20 protein-coding genes are annotated in these 25,041 nt (G+C 61.7%); 10 read left to right on the top strand and 10 right to left on the bottom strand.

Annotation, left to right across the window (positions count from 1 at the left end; all coding sequences use genetic code 11):
* The first annotated feature begins 82 nt into the window (after positions 1-82).
* The 9 genes from fabF to OIS53_RS10470 all read left to right on the top strand — a co-directional run bounded on the left by fabF (position 83) and on the right by OIS53_RS10470 (position 8,017).
* A complete protein-coding gene (gene fabF / locus OIS53_RS10510) occupies positions 83-1,336 on the top strand; it encodes a beta-ketoacyl-ACP synthase II (RefSeq protein WP_264678527.1) in 1,254 nt (417 codons plus the stop codon).
* Entirely contained in the window at positions 1,336-2,085 is a 750-nt protein-coding gene (gene rnc / locus OIS53_RS10505) for a ribonuclease III (protein WP_264678526.1), read from the top strand. The genes fabF and rnc overlap by 1 nt, the downstream gene beginning before the upstream one ends.
* Before the next feature lie 10 nt (positions 2,086-2,095).
* The gene (locus OIS53_RS10500) at positions 2,096-2,467 is read left to right on the top strand and encodes a hypothetical protein (protein WP_264678525.1); all 372 of its coding nucleotides are present in this window, start codon (positions 2,096-2,098) and stop codon (positions 2,465-2,467) included.
* 42 nt (positions 2,468-2,509) lie between these two features.
* Positions 2,510-2,731 (top strand): hypothetical protein, encoded by a 222-nt coding sequence (locus OIS53_RS10495; protein WP_264678524.1) that lies wholly within the window; start codon positions 2,510-2,512, stop codon positions 2,729-2,731.
* Positions 2,732-2,885: 154 nt separating this feature from the next.
* Positions 2,886-4,820: an NAD(+) synthase gene (gene nadE, locus OIS53_RS10490; protein WP_264678523.1), complete on the top strand. Its 1,935-nt coding sequence runs from the start codon at positions 2,886-2,888 to the stop codon at positions 4,818-4,820.
* 400 nt (positions 4,821-5,220) lie between these two features.
* Positions 5,221-5,853: an RNA polymerase sigma factor gene (locus OIS53_RS10485; RefSeq protein ID WP_264678522.1), complete on the top strand. Its 633-nt coding sequence runs from the start codon at positions 5,221-5,223 to the stop codon at positions 5,851-5,853.
* The gene (locus tag OIS53_RS10480; protein WP_264678521.1) at positions 5,846-6,154 is read left to right on the top strand and encodes a hypothetical protein; all 309 of its coding nucleotides are present in this window, start codon (positions 5,846-5,848) and stop codon (positions 6,152-6,154) included. Before OIS53_RS10485 ends, OIS53_RS10480 begins: the two co-directional genes overlap by 8 nt.
* A 121-nt stretch (positions 6,155-6,275) precedes the next feature.
* A complete protein-coding gene (gene lgt, locus OIS53_RS10475; RefSeq protein ID WP_264678520.1) occupies positions 6,276-7,271 on the top strand; it encodes a prolipoprotein diacylglyceryl transferase in 996 nt (331 codons plus the stop codon).
* A 161-nt stretch (positions 7,272-7,432) separates the two neighbouring features.
* A complete protein-coding gene (locus tag OIS53_RS10470; protein WP_264678519.1) occupies positions 7,433-8,017 on the top strand; it encodes a class I SAM-dependent methyltransferase in 585 nt (194 codons plus the stop codon).
* 143 nt (positions 8,018-8,160) lie between these two features.
* Here the strand turns inward: OIS53_RS10470 and fbaA are convergent, their stop codons facing one another.
* The 9 genes from fbaA to OIS53_RS10425 form a co-directional block, all read right to left on the bottom strand.
* Positions 8,161-9,249, bottom strand: a complete 1,089-nt coding sequence (gene fbaA / locus OIS53_RS10465; protein WP_264678518.1) for a class II fructose-bisphosphate aldolase — start codon at positions 9,247-9,249, stop codon at positions 8,161-8,163.
* 291 nt (positions 9,250-9,540) lie between these two features.
* Positions 9,541-10,428: a hypothetical protein gene (locus OIS53_RS10460; RefSeq protein ID WP_264678517.1), complete on the bottom strand. Its 888-nt coding sequence runs from the start codon at positions 10,426-10,428 to the stop codon at positions 9,541-9,543.
* Between the two features lie 232 nt (positions 10,429-10,660).
* A complete protein-coding gene (locus tag OIS53_RS10455; protein WP_264678516.1) occupies positions 10,661-11,578 on the bottom strand; it encodes a carbohydrate kinase family protein in 918 nt (305 codons plus the stop codon).
* 75 nt (positions 11,579-11,653) lie between these two features.
* Positions 11,654-12,859: a glucosidase family protein gene (locus OIS53_RS10450; protein WP_264678515.1), complete on the bottom strand. Its 1,206-nt coding sequence runs from the start codon at positions 12,857-12,859 to the stop codon at positions 11,654-11,656.
* A 249-nt stretch (positions 12,860-13,108) separates the two neighbouring features.
* Entirely contained in the window at positions 13,109-14,482 is a 1,374-nt protein-coding gene (locus OIS53_RS10445; protein WP_264678514.1) for an MFS transporter, read from the bottom strand.
* Positions 14,483-14,645: 163 nt separating this feature from the next.
* Positions 14,646-16,697, bottom strand: coding sequence for a glycoside hydrolase family 65 protein (locus OIS53_RS10440; RefSeq protein WP_264678513.1), 2,052 nt, complete (start codon positions 16,695-16,697; stop codon positions 14,646-14,648).
* Between the two features lie 129 nt (positions 16,698-16,826).
* Entirely contained in the window at positions 16,827-18,617 is a 1,791-nt protein-coding gene (locus tag OIS53_RS10435) for a glycoside hydrolase family 13 protein (protein ID WP_264678512.1), read from the bottom strand.
* Positions 18,618-18,725: 108 nt separating this feature from the next.
* Positions 18,726-20,291: a RagB/SusD family nutrient uptake outer membrane protein gene (locus OIS53_RS10430; protein ID WP_264678511.1), complete on the bottom strand. Its 1,566-nt coding sequence runs from the start codon at positions 20,289-20,291 to the stop codon at positions 18,726-18,728.
* A gap of 26 nt (positions 20,292-20,317) precedes the next feature.
* Positions 20,318-23,323 carry a SusC/RagA family TonB-linked outer membrane protein gene (locus OIS53_RS10425; RefSeq protein WP_264678510.1) on the bottom strand — a complete coding sequence of 1,002 codons (3,006 nt, stop codon included), beginning with the start codon at positions 23,321-23,323 and terminating at the stop codon, positions 20,318-20,320.
* A gap of 280 nt (positions 23,324-23,603) precedes the next feature.
* Here OIS53_RS10425 and OIS53_RS10420 point away from each other — a divergent pair, with 280 nt between their 5' ends.
* Complete coding sequence (locus OIS53_RS10420; RefSeq protein ID WP_264678509.1) at positions 23,604-24,674, top strand: LacI family DNA-binding transcriptional regulator; 1,071 nt, start codon at positions 23,604-23,606, stop codon at positions 24,672-24,674.
* Here the strand turns inward: OIS53_RS10420 and yidD are convergent.
* Positions 24,656-24,877, bottom strand: a complete 222-nt coding sequence (gene yidD, locus OIS53_RS10415) for a membrane protein insertion efficiency factor YidD (protein WP_264678508.1) — start codon at positions 24,875-24,877, stop codon at positions 24,656-24,658. The genes OIS53_RS10420 and yidD overlap by 19 nt on opposite strands.
* Positions 24,878-25,041: the final 164 nt, after the last annotated feature.

The following is a 25,041-nucleotide window of genomic DNA, read 5'->3' as shown; positions in this document are numbered from 1 at the left end:
CCCCGACTTGCTTACCGGCCGGCCTGCCGCCGGCCGTTTTGCTTTTTTAGTACGTCTTCCTTTCGCTTCTCTGCGCCTGCCTATGTCTCTTCGGAGAGTTGTCGTGACCGGCCTGGGTGCCATCACCCCGCTGGGCAACACCGCCCCCGCTTACTGGGAAGGGCTGAAAGCCGGTGTGAGCGGGGCCGCCCCCATCACCCGCTTCGATGCCAGCAAGTTCAAAACGCGCTTCGCCTGCGAGGTGAAGAACTACAACCCGGACGATTACTTCGACCGGAAAGAAGGCCGCAAGCTGGACCTGTTTACCCACTTCGCCCTGATTGCCGCCGACGAGGCCATTCAGCACGCCGGCCTCGTTGAAAGCGGCGTCGACAAAGACCGTGTGGGGGTGGTATGGGGCTCGGGGATTGGGGGGCTCACCAGCCTGCAGGCTGAGTGCGTAGCCTTCGGGCAGGGCGACGGCACACCGCGCTTCTCGCCCTTCTTCATCGTGAAGATGATCAGCGACATGTCGGCGGGCATGATTTCCATCAAGCACGGCTTCCGGGGGCCCAACTTCGTGACCACCTCGGCCTGCGCCTCGTCCTCGAATGCCATCATCGACGCCTTCAACTACATCCGTCTCGGCCAGGCCGACGTGATGGTGACCGGCGGCTCCGAAGCGGCTATCAACGAGTCGGGCATCGGCGGCTTCACGTCAATGAAGGCCATGAGTGAGCGGAACGACGCGCCCGAAACGGCCTCCCGGCCCTACGACAAGGAGCGCGACGGCTTCGTGCTGGGTGAAGGTGGCGGGGCCCTCATCCTGGAAGAGTACGAGCACGCCAAGGCCCGCGGCGCCAAAATCTACGCTGAAGTGCTGGGCGCTGGCATGACGGCCGACGCCTACCACATGACGGCCCCCGACCCCTCGGGCTCCGGCGTGACGCTGGTAATGAAAAACGCCCTGCGCGACGCCGGCCTCGACGCCTCGGCCGTGGACTACATCAACACCCACGGCACCAGTACCCCGCTGGGCGACGTGGCCGAGGTAAAGGCCATTCAGCAGGTGTTCGGCGAGCATGCCTATAACCTCAACATCAGCTCTACCAAGAGCATGACCGGCCACTTGCTGGGCGGGGCCGGCGCCATTGAGGCCGTAGCCTGCCTGCTGGCTATGGAGCACGGCGTGGTACCGCCCACCATCAACCACACCACCCACGACCCCGAGCTGGACGAGCGGCTGAACTTCACGTTCAACCAAGCCCAGGCCCGCGAGGTGAACGTGGCCCTGAACAACACCTTCGGCTTCGGCGGCCACAACACGTCGGTGCTGTTTGGTAAAGTACGTGAGTAATGCCTAGGCCCGGTCAGCCCCTGCCGTTGTTTGGCTTTTTTCGCCGACTGCTGGGCCGCGACCGGGCCTTTCGGCAGGCCATTACCACACTTACCGGCCACGCCCCCGACAACGTGCGCCTGTATCAGCTGGCCTTTACGCACTCCTCGGTGGTGCGCCAGCAGGGCGAGCAGGCCCGCCACCAAAGCAACGAGCGGCTGGAGTTTCTCGGCGACGCCGTGCTGGGCACGGTGGTGGCTGAGTATCTGTTTCGGAAGTTTCCGTACGAACAGGAGGGCTTTCTGACCGAGATGCGCAGCCGCATCGTGAACCGAGAAAGCCTCAACGGCCTCGCCCTCAAAATCGGGCTCGATAAGCTGGTGCAGCTGGACGCCGCCCAGGGCCGCGCCGCCCGGTCGCGCTCCGTGAATGGCAACGCCCTGGAGGCGCTGGTAGGCGCCGTGTACCTCGACCAAGGTTACAAAACAGCCCGCAAGTTTGTGCTCAGCCGCCTCATTAAACCCTACGTGGATGTGAAGTCGATGACGCTGACCACGGCCAACTTCAAGAGCAAGCTGATTGAGTGGGCCCAGCGCAACGGCAAGAACCTGCGCTACGACCTCACCGGCGAGGCCCGCCCCGGCGGCGTCATGGAGTTTTCGGCCACGGTGCTCCTCGACGGCAACCCGGTAGCCACTGGCATGGGGCTTTCTAAAAAGCAGGCGGAACAGCTAGCCGCCGAGCGGGCCTTGGAGGTATTGGGGGTGTAGGCTGATGCCTATGAAAGGTTGTCTCCGCGTACTGTTGTTTTTCATACTGTTCATTTTCGGATTGGGCGCCCTTTTCTATGCGTATGAAAAATGGCAACGGGTTGAGAAAAGAGTAGTGGTCATTATGCGCTCCAGCAATGAGGATTGCGACGAATACCGCTGCATATGGAAGATTGAGCGGGTACTGAAGGGCCAACTGGATGCTGAAGAAGTATCTTCCTCCTGTTATTTACTAAACAGTAAACGAGAATACAGCAAGCGAGATAGTACAGAGTGGATTGAGGTGGAAGGCGTATTTACTAACGAAAACGGGCAGGATTTTTATGCCGATTGTATAGGTACAGTGAAATTTTGGGACAAGTCTGTTAAGAAATATAGGTAACAGGGGTGCTTCCCCTAGCAAGTAACCCATCTTGCTTTTTCAATGAGCCAGCTACTAAAACGCACTGTTACTGAACAACAAGAGGAACTGCGCCAACTAAAAGCAGCCTATCGGCGCGGCGAAATTCAGCTTAACCTGAATCCTTTACGGCTTGAACCTGACCTTTTTTCTTCTGAGCAGGAGTATGAGCAGGTAGTCAACAGTGTTGTTGAGCGTATCAAGAATGGTGAAGTGAAGCCGTCTGAGGAAGAGGAAGCCGGGTAGCTTGGCTGTCACTTTCTCACTGCACAGCCACGTCACCCGCGAATTTCATCAAAGATGAGATTCGCGGGTGACGTGGCTTTTCACGAAACGTAACTGACGGCAACCCAATCCGGGGAAATGGAGTTGTTTTGCAGACGTAAACTCCTCCTTACCCATGCGAATAGCCGGCGCTGCCCTCAACCAAATTCCCATTGACTGGACCCACAACCTGCGGACCATCCGCGAAGCCATTGAGCAGGCCAAGGCTGCCGGTGTGGAGCTGCTGTGCCTGCCGGAGCTGTGCCTCACCGGCTACGGCTGCGAAGACCTATTTTTGAGCGACTGGCTGCCGGAGTCGGCGCTGGCGCACTTGCAGCAGGTAAGGCCCTGGACCGAGGGAATTTGTGTGGTGGTGGGCCTGCCAGTGCGGCTGAACCACCGCACCTACAACACGGCGGCCGTGCTGCGCGACGGGCAGATTCTGGGCTTCGCGGCCAAGCAGTTTCTGGCCAACGACGGAGTGCACTACGAGCCCCGCTTCTTCCACCCCTGGCCGGCCGGCGAAACCACTATGGTGCAGTGGGAAGGGGAGGAGTGGACCCTGGGGGACCTGATATTCGAGCACCGTGGGGTGAAGTTCGGGTTTGAAATCTGCGAAGATGCCTGGCGGCCCGATGACGTGCGGCCTGCCTGCCGCCTGCGCGGGCGGGTAGATTTGATTGTGAATCCGTCGGCCTCGCACTTTGCCATGAGCAAAACCGACGTGCGCTACAAGCTGGTGCTCAACGCCTCGCGCAATTTCCAATGCACCTACCTCTACGCCAACCTGCTCGGCAACGAGGCCGGCCGCATGATCTACGATGGCGAAATCCTGGTGGCCCGCAACGGCCACCTGCTCTTGCGCAACCAGCTCATGAGCTTCAAGGAAGTGGACATGGAGTGCGTGGATGTAGACTTCACGCAGGAGCAGGTGCGGGCCGAGGAAATCCAGCCCCTGCCTGCCCCCGACGAGCTGCGGGAGCTGAACCAGGCCCTGAGCTTGGCCTTGTTCGACTACCTGCGCAAGGCCCGCAGCCGGGGCTTCGTGCTTAGCTTGAGCGGCGGCGCCGACTCCTGCATGTGCGCCGTGGCCGTGGCCGAAATGGTACGCCTGGGCTGCGCCGAGCTGGGCACGGCCGAGTTCATGCGCCGCACCGGCTGCTTCACCGCCGATGACATAACCCAGCTGGCCGGTCCCGCCACACCCGTGCCCGACCAGCAGCAGCCCGGCCCGAAAGACGCCTCGTTGTCGGACCCCAGCCAACAACAGAAAACCGTAAACCAACAGCTTACTGCCCGCCTGCTCACCTGCGCCTACCAGGGCACGGTCAACTCCTCCGACGACACCTATACCTCGGCTAAAGAGTTGGCGGATTCCATTGGGGCCATGTTCTTCAACTGGGGCATTGACGAGGAAGTGACGGGCTACGTGGGTAAGATTGAACAGGCCCTGGCCCGGCCGCTGACCTGGCAGACCGACGACCTGGCCCTGCAAAATATTCAGGCGCGGGTGCGGGCTCCCGGCATCTGGCTGCTGGCCAACGTGCAGAACTGTCTGCTCATCACCACCTCCAACCGCTCGGAGGCCTCCGTGGGCTACTGCACCATGGACGGCGACACGGCCGGCTCCATCTCGCCCATTGCTGGTGTGGACAAGGACTTCGTGAAGCAGTGGCTGCGCTGGGCCGAAACCGAGCTGAACTACCCGGCCCTGCGCTTCGTGAACGGCCTGCAACCCACCGCCGAGCTGCGCCCCTTGGAAGACAAGCAAACCGACGAGCGGGACCTAATGCCCTACGTCATCCTCAACCGCATCGAGCGGCTGGCCTTCTACGACCGGTTCAGCCCCCGCCAGGTACTCAATGTGCTGCAAGAGGAAAACTCCGCCACCGACCCGGAGCTGCTGAAAACCTATGTGAAGCGCTTCTACAGCCTCTGGAGCCGCAACCAGTGGAAGCGCGAACGGTACGCCCCCGCCTTTCACCTCGACGACTACAACGTGGACCCGCGTTCCTGGCTGCGTTTCCCTATTTTAAGTGGTGGGTTTACGGAGGAGCTGAATGGGCTGTAGGGCCTTAGTAGCGTATAGCTGAGCTGCGGCAAGAAGGCTATGCTTTACTTGTCGATCGAGTACGTGTAAGGCAACTTGCTAACCCCAGTTGCGGAGCCGCGTAGCGGCTGAAGGGTTGTAGCTCGACCCCGCTGCGCCGCCCGCGCCGCGTAGCGGTGCCAGAGTGCCCCAGCCGTTTCTGGCACCGCTACGCGGCGCGAAGGCCTTTTCCGCTCGCCGTACTACAACCCTTCAGCCGCTACGCGGCTACTCCGCAACTGGGGTTTGCTAAAAGAAATATAAAAGCGTGGGCGCAAGTTTTACGCGCTAATTAGGCCTAAGCAGATGTAACCTCAGTAGCCGCGGGGAAAGGCGGGGCACTGAGCAGGTATCGTTTTCATTCTTCAGTTCCGCTTCGCTGGTGTACACACTTCCGCTGCCTACTGCTCACGGCGTCCTGCCTCCTGCGCAATACGGCGCTGCTTTTGCCGATGCCGAGTTGGTGGCGCAGTTGCAACAGGGCAGTGAGGCCGCGTTTCGCATTCTGGTGGAGCGCTACCAAAATTGTATTTACCGCACGGTGCTGGCTCTGCTACGGTCGCCGGAGGAGGCCGAAGACGTGGCGCAGGAAGTTTTTGTGGAAGTCTATCAGACGATTGGCAGGTTTCGGGGTGAGGCGGCGCTAAGTACCTGGCTGTATCGGTTGGCTACTTCGCGGGCCCTGAAACACCGGCAGCGGGCCAGGGCGCAGAAGCGCTTCGCTTACTTTACCAGCCTGCTGGGCTTCGACAACCAGGTACTGCACGAGCCAACGGACCATGCGCATCCGCAGGCGCAACTGGAAGGGCAGCAGCGGCTGGCGCTTTTACTCGAGCACATTGCCCGGTTACCCGACCAGCAGCAGGTGGCGTTTACGTTGCGCCACGAGCAGGAACTGAGCTATGAGGAAATAGCGGCCGTGCTCAACACTACGGTGTCGGCCGTGGAATCCTTGTTGTTTCGCGCCCGCAAAACCCTTCGTCACCACCTTATTCTTCCGCTGCGCCATGCCTGATTCCGCTACCCGCCCCACTGCCGACGACGACGAATGGGAAGACCTGCTGCGCCAATGGCGTGCTCAACAAGACACCCCACTCCGCCCGTTTTTTTACAATCGGGTGCGCGCCCGGCTGGCCAGTGAGGCAGCCGTGGTGCACCACCCGTTGCACACGTGGCTGCGCTGGCCCACCTATGCCGTTATGCTGGGGATAATCCTGCTGCTTAGCGGCGACGGTGCCGTGGCGCACTCCGCAGAGCCTGCTCATCATCCCCCATCCTCTCCTACAGACCAGCCTATTCCCTTCCCCGTTCGCTGATTGGTTGCCACCGAGGCACCGCGCAGCCACTGCCGGCGTGGTGCCTCGGTGGCAGCATCGTCCGCCAAGGCGTAAGTTGAATGTCTGAGTACCTTTACCCATCCATCCTGCACATACCTCCATGCTTTCGTTTCTTTCCTCCATCACCTGGAACGCCAATCCTATTATCGCCGAGCTGGGGCCGTTTACGCTGCGTTGGTACGGGCTGCTGTTTATGTCGGGCTTCGTGGTGGGCACGTTCATTCTGAGCCACATCTACCGGTCCGAGAAGGTGTCGCCGCGCTGGGTGGATGTTATTACCATCTACATGCTGCTGGGCACGGTGCTGGGGGCGCGGCTGGGGCACGTGTTTTTCTACGATTGGGCCCAGTACAAAGACAACCTGCTGGATATTTTCAAAATATGGCAGGGCGGGCTGGCCTCGCACGGCGCTACCATCGGCATCATCTTCGCCGTGTGGCTGTTCAGCCGCAACAATAAGTTCGACGTGCTCTGGACCCTGGACCGCATCGTGCTGGTGGTAGCCGTGGGTGGGGCCCTGATTCGGCTGGGCAACCTGATGAACTCCGAAATTGTGGGCCGGCCCACCGATGTACCCTGGGCCTTTGTCTTCCCCCGCGACACCGAGCACCTCGTCCAGGCCCGCCCCGACCAGCCGGTGCCGGCTGGCTCGGTGCTGGTGCAGCGCCAGCGCGAAGCCGATGGCTCCATCAGCGTGCAGACCCAGCCCGCCGGCTCCGCCGTAGCGCCCGGTTCCGAAGTAGCCGTGCCGCGCCACCCCACCCAGATTTACGAGTCGCTGTTCTGCGTCTTCCTGTTTGTTCTGCTGTACTCCATGTGGAACCGCACCAAGGAGCGCACCCCGCGCGGACAGCTGTTCGGGCTATTCGTGGTGCTGCTGTTTTCCTTCCGCTTTCTGGTCGAGTTTCTGAAAGAAGAGCAAGTAGATTTTGAGAAAGGCATGAGCCTGAACATGGGTCAGCTGCTCAGTATTCCGCTGGTGTTCATGGGCCTCTACGTGCTGTGGCGGGCCGGCAAGGACCCCCAGAACCCCTACGGCTACGCCCCGCGGGATTTAGAGCCAGAAGAAGCAAAAGCCACTGCTAGCCGCTCGTAGAAGTCGTTTGGCCCAGTAGAGCGGGGCTAGCTTTGCCCTAGAATACACACTGGCCTTGACTCCACATTAACCGGATGCTCCCCTTTTCTGACCCCCTAGCGGTAGCTCGTTACGCCGAAGGACCACCTCGGCTTGTGCCGGGCTTCGCTGATCTGCATCGCATGACGCTACTTTTGCTTGCCGAGCGCAGCCCGGCTGATGCGCGAGTGCTGGTTCTGGGCGCGGGCGGCGGGTTGGAGCTTAAAGCCTTCGCCGAGGGCCAGCCGGGCTGGCAATTTGATGGAGTCGACCCCGCCGCCGAAATGCTACGGCTGGCTAAGGCAACGCTCGGCCCACTCGCCTCCCGCGTGCGTCTACACGAGGGGTATATTGAGACGGCGCCGGAAGGACCATTCGACGCGGCGACCTGCCTGCTTACTCTACACTTCCTGGCCTTGGAAGAACGGCGCCGCACCTTGCGGGAAGTCTTACGTCGGCTGAAGCCTGGTGCTCCTTTTGTAGTTGCCCACCACAGTTTTCCGCAGAGCGAGGATGAGCGGGAGATATGGCTGGCACGTTATGCCGCCTTTGCCGTTGCCTCCGGCGTCGAGCGGGCAAAGGCAAATAGCGCGCGTACCGCCATAGGTGCTCAACTGCCGGTGCTTTCCCCTGAACAGGACGAGAAGCTGCTGCGGGAAGTCGGCTTCTCGGACGTCAGTCTGTTCTACGCCGGGTTTACCTTTCGGGGGTGGGTAGCTTACGCGTAATGATTCAGCAAATGAATCTACCAACTCATGCAAGCCGGTAAGTTGTGCTTTGCTTACGCGGATGAGATGACTCCTCATCTGCACAGAAAAAAGCCCCGCTTTCAACCGAATGCGGGGCTTTTTCATGCTGTAAGGTAGGAGGACTACGGCCGGCGGTTTACGGCGTTCAGGTCCTCGAAAGCCTGCTTGAGGCGGGCGACGAAGGTTTTCTCGCCTTCGCGCAGCCACACGCGGGGGTCGTAGTACTTCTTGTTGGGCGCATCCTCGCCGGTGGGGTTGCCGATCTGGCTTTGCAGGAAGGCTTCGTTTTTCTGGTAGTAGTTCTTAATACCGTCCCAAAACGCCCACTGCAAGTCGGTGTCGATGTTCATCTTGATGGCGCCGTAGCCGATGGCCTCACGGATTTCCTCCTGCGAGGAGCCCGAGCCGCCGTGGAACACGAAGTTGATGGGCCGCTCGTCGGTCAGGCTGAACTTCTCGCGCACGTATTCCTGGGAGTTTTTCAAGATGACAGGTTGCAGCTTCACGTTGCCGGGCTTGTACACGCCGTGCACGTTGCCGAAGGCCGCGGCTACCGTGAACCGGTGGCTGATTTTGCTTAGCTCTTCATAGGCGTAGGCTACTTCCGAGGGCTGGGTATAGAGCTTGCTGGAGTCCACGTCGGAGTTGTCTACGCCGTCTTCCTCGCCGCCGGTTACGCCCAGCTCGATTTCCAGGGTCATGCCCAGCTTGTCCATGCGGGCCAGGTACTCCTTGCAGATTTCGATGTTTTCCTCGATGGGCTCCTCCGACAGGTCGAGCATGTGCGAGGAGTACAGGGGCTTACCGTGCTCGGCGAAGAACTTCTCGCCGGCTTCGAGCAGGCCGTCAATCCAGGGCAGCAGCTTCTTGGCGGCGTGGTCGGTGTGCAGCACCACGGGCACGCCGTACAGCTCGGCCATGAGGTGCACGTGCTGGGCCCCCGAAATGGCTCCGGCAATGCTGGCCTGCTGCTGGTCGTTGGGCACACCTTTGCCGGCAAAAAACTGCGCCCCGCCGTTCGAGAACTGAATGATAACCGGCGAGTTTACTTCGCGGGCGGCCTCCAGCACGGCATTTACCGTGTCGGTGCCCGTCACGTTCACGGCGGGCAAAGCGAAGTGGTTCGCCTTGGCGTAGTCGAAAAGCTGCTGCACTTCGTCGCCGTACAGCACGCCGGCGCGTAGGCCGGTGAGGGTGGTATGGTCAGCCATGGGGAGGCATTGGGGGCACGGCCGGGTGGGTGCCGCACCGGGTTAGGGTTTCGAGGAGTGAAGGTAAGGAGAAGTGATGAGGAGATGAAGGGAAGAGGTGACGGGTGACAAGTGGTAGGTGACAGGTAACAGGTGACAGGAAGAACGTCATGCTGAGCGCAGTCGAAGCATCTCTACCGCTGGCTAACTCTAATCAACCAGCAACGAAGCGGGAGAGATGCTTCGGCAAGCTCAGCATGACAGACGTGTTACCTGTCACTTGTCACCCCATCACCTCTTCCCCTCCTCGCCTCATTCTCCAAACACATACTCATACAACGCGCCTTGTTCGGTGCTGATGTTGAGGGTGGAATCATTGAGGAAGACGGCACCTTCGGTTTGGCCGGCACCGGGCAGGGCAATTCGTTCGGGGGTGGCTTTCAGCAGCTCCGGGAAGCTGGCGCCTTGCAGCACAAACATTTCCTCGCGGGCCAGCAGCACCAGGCGCTGACCGTTGGGGCTGAGAGCCGCATCGGTGACTTCGCCGGGGATGGCTAAGCGAGTGACGAGCTTGGCGGTATGGGTACCGGGCGTAGCGGGCACGGTGTAAACTTTGCTGGTGCTCTGGGTGGCGCGGTCTTTAGTGAACAGATACACCAGGCCGTTGTGCCAGAAAGAGGCTTCGGTGTCAAAATTGCGCTCCTTCTTGCCGGGTGGAAACGCAGTCTGGTCGGGGTAGCGCAGGCGGATAGCGCCCACTTGCTGAGGCTGCTCGGGGTTGAAGCGCCAGACGACCAGGTCCTGCCGGTCGTTGGCGTTGTTGCCCACGTCGCCGATATAAAGGTTGCCCTGCGGGTCGCGGGAAATGCTTTCCCAGTCGTGGCTTTCCACGGGCACCCGAATCTCCAGGGCTTTGCGGCCGCTGGGGGTGTTGATTTTGTAGAGGATGGGCGGGTTGCCTTCGTCGCCGTGGGTGTAGAGCATACCGGGCTGGCCGGTGAGCACCAAGCCGGAGCTTTCCGGCACGCCATCGAGGGTGCCGATGCGGCGCAGGCCGGCCGCGGCCAGGGCTTCGGCCTTGGCTTTTTTCTTCTGGTTTTTCTTTTCCTGTTTGGCCAGGGCCTGCTCGTCGCTCTGGGCCTGGGAGCAGCCGCTAAGCAGGGAGGCGGCGAGGGTGGCAGCAATCAGTAGCTTGTGCATAGTGCGGATAGGTGAGAAAAACGCTGCCCCCACGCAAGGTGGAAGCAGCGGAACAAACCGGGCTATACGAATTTGAAGTAAATAAGATAAAGCAGGGGCGCTGGAGAACGTCTTGCTGGAGCGCTGCGCCACCTAACAAGGAAGCTTGCAGGGTGAGGTGGCACGGAATGAGGCAGTGTCAGGGCTTCGTCAAGCGAAGTTGTTCTGCCGGGCGGGCGCGTGCGACGCGCCCCTACAAGTGGCCGGTGAGGCGGCGGGCGGCGGTGAGCAAGGCGTTGTCGATGCAGACTTCGGCGGGGTGCTGCTGCATCCAGCACAGCAGAAAGCCGGCCCAAAAAGCGTCGCCGGCGCCGGTGGTGTCGACTACGGCCGGGACGGGGTGGGCGGGGCGGTGCTGCCAGGGGTAGGCCCCCACGCGAAACCATACGCCCTCAGCCCCGCAGGTCAGGCACACGATGCGGGCGGCGGGGGCGGTGGCGTCGAGGTATAGCTTGGCCGAAGCCGCGTGCTGCATCCTGCCCGTAAAGCGGCTCACATCGTCGAGGCTGACTTTGAGCAGGGGGGCGTAAGACAGCACTTCGTGGAAGACGTCGGCGGCGTTGTTTTTGCGGCCCCAGATGGCTTCGGCGTAGTTCCAGTCCACGGAAACCGGGATGTTGCGGGCGTGGGCTGCCGCAAATGCCGCCAGAATGGCGTGGCGGGCGGGCGTTTTGCTGAGGGCAAAAGCCGTGGTGTGCACCACAGTGGCCTGGGCCACCAGGTCGTCGGACACGGCGGCGAGGTGCCGGTCGGCGTCGCGGTACTGGATAAACTCGGGGGTGCCCTGGCTGCGGGCCACTACGATAATGCTGGTGGCGTAGTCGTCGAGCTGCTGGATGTGGCTGGTGCTCAGGCCCGCTTCGGCTACGGCGTGCAAGAGGCGGCGGCCCAGGCCGTCCTGCCCCACGGCGGCCACCAGCGTGGCCGCGCCGCCCCCGCACCGCACAAAGCGGCACAGATTGGCCGGGCTGCCGCCCGCCACCACGCGCAGGGTCGTCGCCTCCGACAAATCGGTGACAAACTGCGTGCTGATGGCGTCAATCAGCAACTCGCCAATGGCCAGCAAGCCGACGGGCGAGCCAGGAAGAGGAGCGGGAGCAGCAGAAACCATAAAACGAGCAGATAAAAGAGCCGAGCGGTAGCGGGTAGTGTACTGGATGAGCTTGGGCGGCCGCTCCACCAAAACTCAGGCCAAGCGGCGGCCCTGCTGGTAGGCGGCGGCCAGGAGCAGGCCGGCGGCGCTCCAGGTGCAGTAGGGCACCCCAATGGGGGCGTGGGTGAGGCCGTGGAAGTTCTCGTAGAAACCCCAGGAAGCCTCAGCGGCGGTATGCAGTTGGTTGGCCGCTTGCAGGTAGGCCAGCACCTGCTTGGCGGCGGGCGGATGGTGCAGGCTAAGGGCGGCTCCCAGCCAGCCGTTCCACACTGGCCAGAGGCCGCCGTTGTGAAACTCGTGGGGGTGGTTGCGAAAGGTGTAGGCGTAATTGTCGGTTAGCTCGGCCATGAGGCCATCGGCGGGTGTGAGGGCGGGGCTGAAAGCAGGCAGCAGAAACTGCTGCTGCCGGAGGTGCTCCGTAAGGGTGGCCGTGAGCGTGGCCGTGTGGGCCGGAGTGCCCAGGCCGAGCAGCAGGGCCAGAGCGTTGGCGGCCAGGTCGAACTGGGGGTACACGCGGGCCGGGTTGAAGCCCATGAGCCAGAAACCCCGCGGGGCCTGCCGCAGCTGGTGCACCAGGCTGGGTGAGTACAGCCCGGCCGGGTCGGCGGCAGCATCCTCGGGCCAGTAGTTGCGCACCAGCACCTGCCGGATGGTAGCGGCTTTCTGCTGCCAAACCTCGTGCTGGTACGTGCGGGCGGCCAGCTCCAGGGCCCACACCCGCAGGAGCTGGTCGTAAAGCACGTAGCCGTGCTGCACGTATTCGTCGGCCCAGTTGCCGCTCTGGGGCACGTACACGAGGTGCTTGCCGTTAAACTCCCAGGCCTCCAGCACGGCCAGGCCCCGCTCTACCTGGGGCCGGTGGGTGGCGGCCAGCTCCTGGTGGCCAGTAAGCAAGGCGTACTGCAGCAGCCCAATGATGGCCCAACTCACGTTATCCACCCGGCCGCAGTTGCCGCCGTAGCTGGCCTGCCCGGTGCGCGGGTCCACGTTCGACGGAAAAAAGCCCACCGGATGCTGAGCCCGGAAGACGGTATGCAGTGTGGCTTCCGCGACAGCGCGCAGGCCGTAGTCGTCGGTCAGCAGAGCGGCCAGGCTGGTAATGACCCCGTCGCGGGTCCAGATGCGCTGGTAGTTGCTCACATCCTGCACGCTGGCCACAAAGCCGTAGGGCGTAGCGGCCCGGTGCAGCAAGGCCAGGCTCTGGGTGGTGGCGTCGTCGGTGAGGGTAGACGTGTGCATGGCGGCGGACCTCACCCCCTAGCCCCCTCTCCAAAAGAGAGGGGGAACTAGCTGCTAGTTTTCTAGTACTAGCTCCCCTCCTTGGAAGGGAGGGGCTGGGGGTGGTTGATGATGGTAGAACGACTTGATAGAATTAGTTTTTAGCTGACGTGCGGATGATTTCCAAACGCCTCAGCCCATGTTGCTTGCTACGCAATGCTTGATGCGCCAAATTTGCCGAGGGGAGGAGCTAGCCTCTAGCTCTAAAAGCTAGTTCCCCCTCTCTTCTGGAGAGGGGGCTAGGGGGTGAGGCCCGCGCGGAATCAGCAGGACGCACACGGACCCGGCCAGCAGCAGAGCGCCGGCCAGGTGGATGGCGTTTTCGGGGCGGGAGTGGAGCAGATGCTTGTATATCCAGGAGAAGGTGAGCGTCTGAATCAGCATGGGCACCACGATAAACATGTTGAAGATGCCCATGTACACGCCGGTGCGCTCCTTGGGGATGGAGCCGGCCAGCATCACGTAGGTGGTGCCCATCATGCTGGCCCACCCGATGCCCAGCCCCACCATGGGCGCTACCAGCCAGGCCGGCTCCCGCAGCAAGGGCAAGGCCAGTAGCCCCAGCCCAGCCAGGCTCAGGCTAAGCATATGCACTGCCCGCGGCCCCCAGCGCCGGGCCAGCCAGGCCAGCCCAAACGCCGAGCAGAACGTGACGATGTTGTACGTGCCGTTGATGCGTCCGGTGAGCAGCTGGGCGGTAGCAAAATCGGGGGAAGCCTGGTCCTGAGTGCCGTAGATAGATGCTGCCAGATTTAGCGTAATGTATTGCCAGTAGCAGAACATGGCGTACCAAGTGCAGAGCATCATGGGGGCCATACGGCGCATGGTAAGCGGCATGTCGCGGATGGCGGCTCCTACTTCGGCCAGGGTATGCCCCAGGCCTTTGGGCTGGCGCCGGATGGCCTCTTCTTCCTCGGCGGTAAGCGGATGCTCCCGCGTGGTGATGACCGAGTACAGAATGGCCCCGATGCTCACGGCCGCCCCAATCAGAAAAGCCGCGTAGGTGGTATGCGGAATGTTGTTGCCACTGCGGGCCGTGCCGCTCACCAGCCCCAGGTACACCAGCGCCGAGGGCGTGAAGTTGGCCAGCGTGATGCCCAGGCCCGTGAAAAAGCTCTGTGTCAGAAACCCCACCGAATGCTGAGGGGCCGGCAGCTTGTCGCTCACGAAAGCCCGGTAGGGCTCCATGGTAATATTGTTGGCCGCATCCAGAATCCAGAGCAGGGAGGCCGCCATCCAGACGGCGCTGCTAAACGGCATGGCCAGCAGGCAAATGCTGCACAGCACCGCCCCAATCAGAAAATACGGCGTGCGGCGGCCCCAGCGGCTCAGAGTTTTGTCGCTCATGGCCCCCACCAGCGGCTGCACCAGCAGGCCCGTCATGGGGCCGGCCAGCCATAAGAGCGGCAGCTTCTCCGGGTCGGCGCCCAGATAGGAGTAGATGGGGCTCATGTTGGTCTGCTGCAACCCGAAGCTGTACTGAATGCCGAAGAAGCCGACGTTCATGTTCAGAATCTGCCAGAACGCTAGCCGGGGCTTGGGCAGGGTAGCGGTAGCAGCTGATAGAGTCGAGGACAGGGCCATGTGCGGAAGAGTGATGAGGTGATGAAGTGAAAAAGCCGACCGTCCTGCTCCATCCGGCATCCGCCTGTCGAACCGAAGGTCGCCGCAGGCAAGCATCCCGCGTGCTGGCGTTGGAGCAGGACCGGTACTACTGCAACGTCAGCCCACATGCAAACCTGGCCGTTTACCGGGTCACCGAATACGTTTTGCGCTGCGGGCCGGCGCCCGTGATGCGCACCGACTTCCAGCCCGTGGGCAGCGTAGTTTTGCGCTGGGTAAGGCCGCCGGGCGTGATTTCCAGGCCCCCGAAGCCCATCAACACGGCTTGCAGCACGCCGCCCGCGCCGGTGGCGAAGTAGGGGTTGGTGCCGCCCTTGGTTTCGGCAATGACGCGGAAGGGCGGCAGCAGATTGGGCACGTAGGCATCCCGGAAGAAGTGTGCGGCCTTGTCGGCGTTGCCGAGGCGGGCGTAGAGCAAGGCGAAGATGGCCTGGGTCATGGCGGGCGTGCCTTCGGTGGGCACGCGCGTCTCGTAATAGGCCAGGTCCCGGCGCACTTGGTCGGGGGCGGTGATGACGCCGAGCGGGTAGGCCAGCAGGTTTGCGTCGCCCTGCTTGATGCCTTCACCTTTGTAGGTGGCGTGCTCCCGCGTAACGCCGTCGGGGAAGCGCAGAATGGGAATGTTCTGAGCCACGTGCAGCCAGTCAGGGTTGGCCCGCAGGCCGAGCAGCTTGGCGGCGGCGGCGGCGTTGCGCAGGTTCACCTGGGCGGCGGCGTTGGTGAAGGCGTTGTTGTCCACGTTTTCGGCCCACTCGTCGGCCGCCACCACGTTCCGAATGTCGTAGCGGCCGGGGCCGTTGCGCTCCACCCGGCTGGCCCAGAAGTCGGCGGTGGCCGACAGAATGGGGTAGCCTTTTTCGCGCAGCCAGTCCCGGTCCTGGGTTACGCAGTAGTACTGCCAGGCCGCCAGGGCCACGCAGGCCGAAATATGGTGCTCAAACGGCCCGCTCAGCGCCCACACCGGCGTTTCCTCCACGCCCGTGTCGGCGCTTTCCCAGGGGTACATGGCGCCCTGATAGCCGTGAGCGAAGGCGTTGCGCCGGGCCGCCTCCAGCCGCCGGAAGCGGTACTCTATCAGGGACTTGGCAATATCGGGGTGGAGCACTAGCAGGGCCGGAAACATCCACACGTCGGTGTCCCAGAACACGTGCCCGTTGTAGCCCAGCCCCGAGAGGCCCATGGGCGAGGGCGAGAAATCGGTGCCGGCGCGGGAGAAGCTGTAGAGGTGGTAGAGCATGGAGTGTACATCCTGCTGGGCTTGGGCGTCGCCCGTAATCTGGATGTCGCTCTTCCACAGCTCCCGCCAGGCCTGGGTGTGGAAAGCCAGCAGCCGCTCCTTGCCCTCAAGGCGGGCGAAGATGGTGAGGCGCTCGGCTTCGTTGAGCGGATCGGGGTGGTGGCTGGAGGTGATGCTGGAGCCCACTACGGCGTAGGAGTAGGTTTGCCCGGCCTTCAAGGCCCGGCCAAACTTCATCAGATGCATGTTGTTGTCCCACATTTCGTGGATGACCTTGGGCTCCTGCCCGTGCCCTTCCCCAAACAAAAATGCATTGGAGGCGCACAGCTGCAGCTTACCCGTGGGGCTCCGCGCCGACGATGTAAGCAGGCTGAGGGTCACGTGCGGCCGGTCGATTTCGTTGTAGTAGTTCTGGGCGTCGCGCAGGGCGTCGGGCGTCTCCATGACGCTGGCGGCGGTCAGGTTCAGGTCTTTTTTGGCCGTGATGCTCACGTCCAGCAGCACCGTGAAGGGCAGGTGGCGCAGAGCGTAATACGTGTAGCTGATGGTGGCCCGGTCCTGGTAGTCGAAGGTGGTGGTGAAGGCGGCCCGCTGCATGTCCAGGCTCTGGCGGAAGTTGGTGGCGTCGCGGCCCGACAGGCGTCGGCCGTCCACTTCCAAGTACATGTTCAGCAGGTTAAAGGAGTTGAGAAAGTTGCTCACCCGCCCGCGCCCGTACTGGTCGTAGGCGCCGGCCAGCACCACCTGCTTCACCTGAAACGGCTCCGGCGACGACACAATGCCTATCATGCCGTTGGCCACCGTCACCCCGTAATAATTGCGGGCGTCAACCTGGTCGGCGGCCACGCGCCAGGGGTCGGGCGTTTGGGCCGCGGCTGGCCCGATATTCAGCAGAAGCAGTAAGCAGAGCAAGAGGCGGTAGAAGCGGGAAGTGAGCATGTGGGGATGCGTGTAGGGAGGTAGTGCGCGGGTTGTGTTGGTGGGCGGCCGTCAACTTCTTTTTTTGAGGAAAGTCGGACCTAGGCGAAAGAAGAAGCAGGGTGCAAGTGAGGTGGGCCGGGGGTGGGGTCAGCGGAGCGGCACCACCACGGCTTGCCAAGGCTGCAAAGCCAGGGTTTTGCCGGCCGTGAAGCTGGAGTAGTTGTTGAGCCAGGGCGCGGCACCGAGTTTCAGCCCGCCCGGCACTGCCCAGGTACGTTTTTCAGAGGAGAAGTTGAGCACGACCAGCGCCTTCTCCGGCCCCAGCGTGCGGGTGTAGGCGTAGATGTGCGGGTTGGCCGGGTCGAGCAGCTGGTAGTGCCCGTACACCAGCACGTTGTGCTGCCGGCGGGCGGCCGTGGCCCGGCGGAAGTAATTCAGGATAGAATCGGGGTCCTTTTCTTCCGCAGCTTGGTTGATGGTGGTGTAGTTGGGGTTGACCTTGATCCACGGCGTGCCGGTGGTGAAGCCTGCGTTGGGCGTGGCATCCCACTGAAACGGCGTGCGGCAGTTGTCACGGGCCGTGCGCTTGGCGGCGGCCAGAAAGGCGGCCAGGTCGCCGCCCTGGTTTTTTACCTGCTGGTAGCCGTTCAGCGTAGCCACGTCGCGGTAGTCCTCAATCCGGTCGAAGCGGATGTTGGTCATGCCCAGCTCGTCGCCATTGTAGTAGTAGGGCGTACCGCGCATGGTCAGGATGAACGTGGTGAGCAGCTTGGAGGAAGCTGCCCGGAACTCCGGCCGGTCGTCGCCAAACTTGCTGACCATGCGCGGCTGGTCGTGGTTGGCCAGGAAAACGGCCAGCCAGCCTTTCTGGGCAAAGGCACTGTCCCAGCGCGAGTACACCCGCTTGAATTCCGCCAGCGTATAGCCAGCCGGGTCATTGCCTAGGTCCACGCCCTCGAAGTGGTAAGCCATGTTCAGTTCCCGCCGGGCCGGGTCCACGAAGAGCATGGCCTCGGTGGGGTTGCGGCCCGCGCCCTCGGCCACAGTCATGATGTTGTACTTGCTGAGCACTTCGCGGTTCATTTCCTGCAAGTAGTCGTGCAGGCGCGGGCCGTGGTTGTAGGCGTTGGTGTAGTTCTGCCCCGTCAGGCCCGGCATGGGCGGAAACGTGGGGTCCTTGGCCACAAACTGAAACGCGTCCATCCGAAACCCATCGATGCCCTTGTCCAGCCAGAAGCGCATCAGGCTGTACACTTCCTGGCGCAGCTTGGGGTTGTTCCAGTTCAGGTCGGGCTGCTTGCGCGAAAAGTAGTGCAGGTAGTAGGCCTTGGTAGCGGGGTCGTAGGCCCAGGCATTGTGCTCCACATCAAACGGGCTGTAGCGAGCCGGGGGCGGGCCTTTCTCCTCGGGCCACCAGTAGTAATAGTCGCGGTACGGACTGGTGCGGGAGCTGCGCGCCTGCCGAAACCACTCGTGCTCGTCGCTGCTGTGGTTTACCACCAAATCCATCACCAGCTTAATGCCCCGCTGGTGCAGGCCGCGCAGCAGCTCGTCGAAGTCCTGCATGGTGCCAAACTCCGGCTGAATCTGGCGGTAGTCGGAGATGTCGTAGCCGTTGTCGTCGTTGGGCGAGGCGTAAATCGGGTTCAGCCACACCGCCCCCACGCCCAGGCTTTTGAGGTAGTCGAGGCGGGAAATGATACCCCGCAAATCCCCCACGCCGTCGCCGTTGCTGTCTTGGAAGCTGCGCGGATAGATTTGATACACCACCGTTTCTTTCCACCAGGTTTGGGGCTGATCCAGAGCTGTAGGCGTTGTGTTTGGCTTCACCGTAGGCCCCGTGGCTGGTTGGTCAACCGAGACTACTTGCGGGGCTTGGCTGCCAGCCGGCAGCATAAGCGGTAGGGTTGCAAGTAGCAAGGTTAAGGCAAGTTCCATAGCGCTGCTAGAGGAGGTACATAAACAGACGTACACAGGCCGTTGATTGCTGCCGAGCAGCAGTAACCAACGGCCTACTACTTATGCACTATCAAAACACAATCAGGGCTAGTAACCCGGATTCTGCGTGATATTGCGGTTTATGTCCACCTGAGTTTGCGGAATAGGATAAATCAAGTACTTCGGGTCGCTCTGCGGCTTGTCTTTACGAGCCTGCAGAAACCTGCCAAACCGAACCATATCCTGCCGCCGCCACGACTCGCTATACAGCTCTCGGGCCCGCTCGGCAAGCAAAATGTCAAGCGTAAGCGCAGGTAGGCTACTGGCCCCACGCGAGGGGTGTGTGCGAATGGCATTGACGATGGCTAATGGAGTAGCTCCGTACGGCCCCGCACTGGTGGGTGTAGCGCCGCGCAGAATGGCCTCGGCCTTCATCAGTAGCACGTCGGCCAGCCGGAAAGTGACGTGGTCGTTTTCGCAGCCGTTGCCGCCCTGGGCCTCGCTCACATAATCAACAGGATACTTGATGGGCCGGATGCCTTTGGCTTCGAGGTCGGCGCCGGTTTCAAAAAGGTTGATTTCTTTGGTGAACACCAGCGGTGACCCGCTGCGTGTGGTCAGCGGGGCATCGGTGGTCAGGTTGTATTGCTGGCCGATGAGGAAGCCCACGTTGATGCGCCGGCCGGGGTTAGCAGGGCCGCCGGGCACATCATAAACCTGGCCGCGTCGCTTGTCACTGGCCTCGAACAAGTCGTATAGCTCGGCCGGCACAGCCGGGCCGTTGTAGCCGTCGACGGGCCGCATATTATAGTGCGAGACAAACTTCCACAAGTCGCGCAGTGGGCCGCTGTTGCCAAACGTATTTTCCTGAGTGTATATATTCTCCCGGCCAATGGCCCCGTTGTTGGGGGCGAAATTGTCGAAGTAGTTAGGCGTGAACGAGTACTTATTGCTGTTGATAATCTCGTCGGCCAGCCGCACCACTTGGTTCATGTCGGCCGCAGCGAAGGCCGGCGACTGCCGGTTGGCGTACACACCCCTGTTGAGGTAGCACTTCATCAGCAGTACGCGGGCAGCGTCCTTGGTGCCGCGGCTGACCGGCACGTCGGGTAGGTTGCCCTGAATGGCGTTCAGCTCACTCACGATGTAGTCCAGCGCTTCGGTGCCCTTGCGCACTCTGGCTAGCACGCTCAACTGCTCGCCCGGTTCCCGGTACAGCACTTGGTCGTAGAGGTCGAGCAGCAGGTACGTAGCCCACGCCCGTACAAACCGAGCCTCGGCCTGCTGTTGCACTGTAGGGTCGAAACGCAACAGGTCGGTGGAGGCGAAAACGATGCCCTCGAGCTGGTTGAAGGTGTCGCGCACCCGTTCGTTGTTGCTGTCCCAGGTGTGGTTGTACAGCGCGCGCCACTTGCCATTGTCGTCCCAGTCGGGCCCGCGGGTCGGCATAATGCGGGCATCGGTAGATACTTCCTGAAGGGCAAACACGCTCACGTGACCCTGAATAGGGTCGCGCTGGGCATTGTAGACGCCCTGCAGCAGGGCCGCCGGGTCACCCCTTGGAATCTGGCCCTGGGTCAGCTCTCCTTGTAGCTCTTCATTTAGTTCGCAGCTGGCGCCCCCTTGCAGCAGGGCCAGCACGGCGGCCACACGGGTAATCTTCGAGTATTTCATGGCAAAGCTAGGTTATCAGTTAGCCTTTACAGATTGAAATTGACCCCAAACGTGAAGGTGCGGGCGCTGGGGTAAGGCAGGTAGTCGATGCCCACGGAGGGCACTTGGTTGGCCCCGCGCTTGACGGTGTTGACCTCCGGGTCGAATCCGTCGTAGTTGGTGATGACCAGTAGGTTCTGCCCCGTCACGTACACGCGGGCCCCCTTTACAAAGCTGGTCACATCGCCGAGGGCGTAGGACAGCGTCACGTTGGACAGTTTGAGGAAGTTGCCCTTTTCCAGGTAGCGCGTCGTAGCGGCCGAAGGGTTGCCCGTAGCTTCCTTGACCGGGTTCTCAAACGTGGAAAGAGCAATGTTTTTGCCAGCCCCAATCTGGCCAACGTTGCCCACGGCGTTAAGCGTGTTATTGTAGATGTACTGGCCGAACTGGCCGGTCATATTCGCCACCAGTGAAAGCTTGCCGTAGCGGGCATTGGTGCCAAAACCCAGCAGTGTTCGAGGGTTAGGACTGCCGGCGTACACTGGGTTTGACAGGTCAATTGGATTGGACAGGCCCTGCTCGTTGAGGCCGTTGAACTGGGGCAGGAAAAAGGCGTTGATAGGATAGCCGTTCCTAATTAGTTGCGATGTGGCCCCCGACAAACCCTGCCCGTTGATGGCGCCGGTAACGATAGCAGGGCCTTCTAAATCTCGCACCTCGTTGCGAATAAACGTGGCGTTGGCGTTAAAGCCTACTTCCGCTTTCTCGCTGCTCACTAACGTAGTGTTCAGCGCCATTTCCACGCCCTTGTTCACGATTTTGCCCTCCAAATTTCGCCAATAAATGGCCTGCACCTGCGGCGCGGGCTGACCAGGTATGGTAGGGTACAGGATGTCAGTGGTAGTTTTGTTAAAGTAATCGGCCGAGAAGGTGAGACGGTCGTTGAACGCCCCAACGTCGATGCCGACGTTAAACTGGCGGTCCGCCTGCCACTTCAAATCCTCGTTGCGGCCGTTGAGGGGAATTTGTATCCCGTTGTTAAGTATTTGAAAGCGGTCCACGGCCGCGCCGGCCGGAAACTCCTGATTGCCGGTTAGGCCGTAGCCGGCCCGTAACTTGAGCTGCGTCAACTGCTCAGCCGGGAAAAAAGCCTCCTGACTCAGGTCCCAGGCTACGGCAAACGAGGGGAAATAACCTATCCGGTTGTTGGCGCCGAACTTGCTGCTTTCATCGCGGCGCAGCGTGCCGGTCAGTACGTAACGGTTCTTGTAATTGAAGATGGCCCGGCCGAAAAATGATTGCAGCTCATACGTGGGGTCATTGAACGACGAGATACTGCGGTTGCCGACGGCCGAGGCTTGGATATAATCGGTGTAGTCGAGACCGAAGTTGCCAAAGCCGCCCGTCACGGGATTACCGTAGGCGCCGATACTGGAGCCCCGGTTGATAAAATTCGTGTACTCGTAGCCTAACACCGCGTTTAGATTCAAGTCGGTGGCAATGGCCTTATTGAAGTTAAGCGTGTGGGCGATTTGCTGGGTCATCAATTCGTTGTTGCTGATGGCGGCAAAGCCCTGATTCAGGATGCCTGGGTAGTTAATCAGGCGCTGGTCGATGGCTGTGCGCCGCTCGCCGGAATTGTAGTTCACGCTCAGCAGCAGGCGGTAGTCGAGCCAGTCGGTAAACTTGAACGAGGGCGCGAGGCTGGCTAGCACGGTATTAACCCGCGAATTGTCGTCGAACAGCTCTTGAGCAGCCAGCGGGTTTACCACGTCGCCGGGCTGAATAAAGAGTGAGCCGTCGGGGTTGCGCAGGGGCTGGGTCGGGTTCCACTGCAATGCCTGCCCGATGAGGCTACCCCGGAAGCCCGCGTCGGTAGTGATGTTGGCCTGCTGCTCGCGAAACTGGCTGGTGGTAATGTTCACGTCCACGCCCAAGCGCTTGCTTTCCAGAAATTGCAGGTTGGTTGAAAGGCTGGCGCTGTACTTTTTAAAACCAGTTTTGCGCACGATGCCATCCTGGTCGAGGTAGCCCAGCGAGAGGCGGTAGCGGCCGGTTTCACCGCCGCCGCTCATGGACACGTTGTAATTCTGCAGGTAGCCGGTGCGCAGAATCTCATCCAGGGCGTCCACGTCGCCGCCCTTGTCGGCGCTGGTGGGCCCACTGGTGGGCAGCCCGTAGTAGACCAAGGCTTCGCGGAACTGGCTGGCGTTGAGAAACTCGGGTCGGCGCAACAAGGTCGAGAAGCCCGTGGCGGCACCCACACTGAGCACCGGGGTGCCCGACCGGCCTTTCTTGGTGGTAATAAGCACTACCCCAAACGCCGCCCGCGAGCCGTAGATGGCCGTGGCCGAAGCGTCTTTGAGCACGGTGAAGGTCTCGATGTCGTCGGGGTTGAGGAAGTTGAGTGGGTTGCTGTCGGCCCCGGTCCCCACGTCGGTCGAGGCCACGAGGCCCGGCCGGGCCGTGCGCCCGTCGAGCGGCACGCCATCCACCACATACAATGGCTGACCAGTACCGGTTACGGCGGAGTTGCCCCGGATGCGGATGGTAGAGGGCCCGCCAGGCTGCCCGCTGTTATTGCTAACCTGCACGCCCGATACGCGTCCCTGAATGAGCTGGTCGGGCGAAGTAAAGGTGCCTCTGTTGAAGTCCTTTTCGCCTAATACGGCCACGGCACCGGTTACGTCCTGCTTCCGGGCCGTGCCGTAGCCCACCACCACCACGTCGCCCAGCACCTGGGCGTCTTCTGCCAGCGTTGCATTGACGGTTACGGGTGCGGAGCCTACGGTTACGGGGCGCGTTACGGCCTTGTAGCCTACCGACGAAAACACTAGCTCGTAGGTGCCGGGTGCTATGCGCAGCTCGTACTTGCCCGACACATCGGTGGGGGTGGCATTGGTGGTGCCTTTCACCAGCACGGTGGCCCCAACAACGGGCGTGCCATTGGGCTCGGCCACGGTGCCCTGCACGACGCCTTGCCCCAGCACCGCACTGGCCAGCACCAGAAAGACGACTGTCAGTCCGGTGCGAATGTGTAAAAATGCCGACATAAAAGGAGTGGGATTTTAGGTGGATATTTTTGGCTGATGCACTAAAGGTGTAGAATTAACACAGATAAAATCAAGCACTAAACTCTTGATAGACACCGTTTTTCTTCCGAAAACGATACCGTAATCGTTTTCGGAGCCTAATTATTTTTTTGGATTCAGGCCGGTTTTTTTAGCAAACCAGCCGAATTGTGCCCCGGTGGCTTACTGCTCGCCCGCCAGATTTGGCTACCTTGAGACAGAGCCGTTCCCGGTTTTCGTCCTGTCCACCTTCACTTCTGCTATGAAAAGAGCTACGTTGCGCGACATTGCGCAGGCCCTGGGAATTACCGTCGCCACGGTTTCCCGCGCCCTGAAAGGCTACCCTGACATCAGCTCCGACACCAAAGCCCGCGTGCTCGACACGGCCCAGCGGCTTCACTACACTCCTAATCCGCTGGCCGTCAAGCTGCGGCAGCAGCACTTCAGCGTGGTGGGCATGATTATCCCCGAAACCGTGCACCCCTTCTTTTCCAGCGTGGTGAGCGGGGTAATTGACGTGGCCGACCGACACGACTACCAGGTGATGCTCACCCAGTCGAACGAGTCGATGCAGAAGGAGCAGCGCCAGGCCCGGATGCTCCAGGCCGCCGGCGTGGATGGCCTGCTGGTGTGCCTGTCCAACGAAACCGTGGCCGTGGACCACCTGCGCGCCGCCCAGGACTGGGGCACGCCCGTGGTGCAGTTCGACAAAATCAGCCGGGAGCTGGCTTCCAGCTACGTTGTCGTCAACGACTTTCAGGGCGCCTTCGATGCTACTATCCACCTGCTCAGCCAGGGCCTGACGCGGGTGGCCCACATTCGCGGCCCCGAGCACCCCGACAACGCCAAGCAGCGCCTGGCCGGCTACCGCGCCGCGCTGGCTCAGGCTGGGGTGCCGTTCCGGCCCGAGTACGTGCGCCAGTGCCAGCACGTAACCCAGGAGGAGGGCTACCGCTTCACGCGGGAGCTGCTGGCCCTGCCCGAGCCGCCCCAGGCCGTGTTTACCATCACCGACCTGGTAGCGGTGGGCGCCCTGCTGGCAGCCAAGGACGCGGGCCGGCGCGTGCCCCAGGACCTGGCCATCATCGGCTTCAGCGACTGGCACGTGGCCAGCGTCATGGACCCGCCCATCAGCTCGGTGTACCAGCCCGGCTTCGAAATGGGCCGGCAAGCCATGCACCTGCTGCTGCGCGAAATGCACCTGGTGCAGCACGACGAACCCGTGGAGCACCAGGCCGTGGTGCTCGACACGGACTTGCGCATCCGGCAGTCGTCGGTGGTGGCGGCGGAGGAAGTGCAGGTGGCGGGGGTGCTTCAGGGCACGGGGTCGTAGCCGTGGCCGCCCCAGGGGTGGCAGCGGGCTATACGGCGCAGGGCCAGCCAGCCGCCCCGCCACGGGCCGTGCTTCTGAATGGCCTGCGCGGCGTAGGCCGAGCAAGTGGGCGTGTAGCGGCAGCTGGCCGGGGTGAGCGGCGAAATCAGGTGGCGGTACACCCACAGCAAGCCCAGCAGCAGCTGGCGGAACAGGTAGGACATAGGCAGGCGTAAAGGTCGGCAATGTGGCCTAAGCTTTAGCTTGGGCCGTTCCGGGCATAGTAGGCTTACATCGGGTTCCCGCGGAGGGCGCAGAGGATTTTCGCAGAAGACGCAGAAACCCTTGCATTGCCGCAGTGCAAGACTACCGGTCGGCTTTCCCCAAC

It is taken from the genome of Hymenobacter sp. YIM 151500-1, assembly GCF_025979885.1.
GTDB lineage: Bacteria > Bacteroidota > Bacteroidia > Cytophagales > Hymenobacteraceae > Hymenobacter.
The sequence above is the reverse complement of the archived record's forward strand: the minus strand, read 5'-3'. Positions and strand labels throughout refer to the sequence as shown.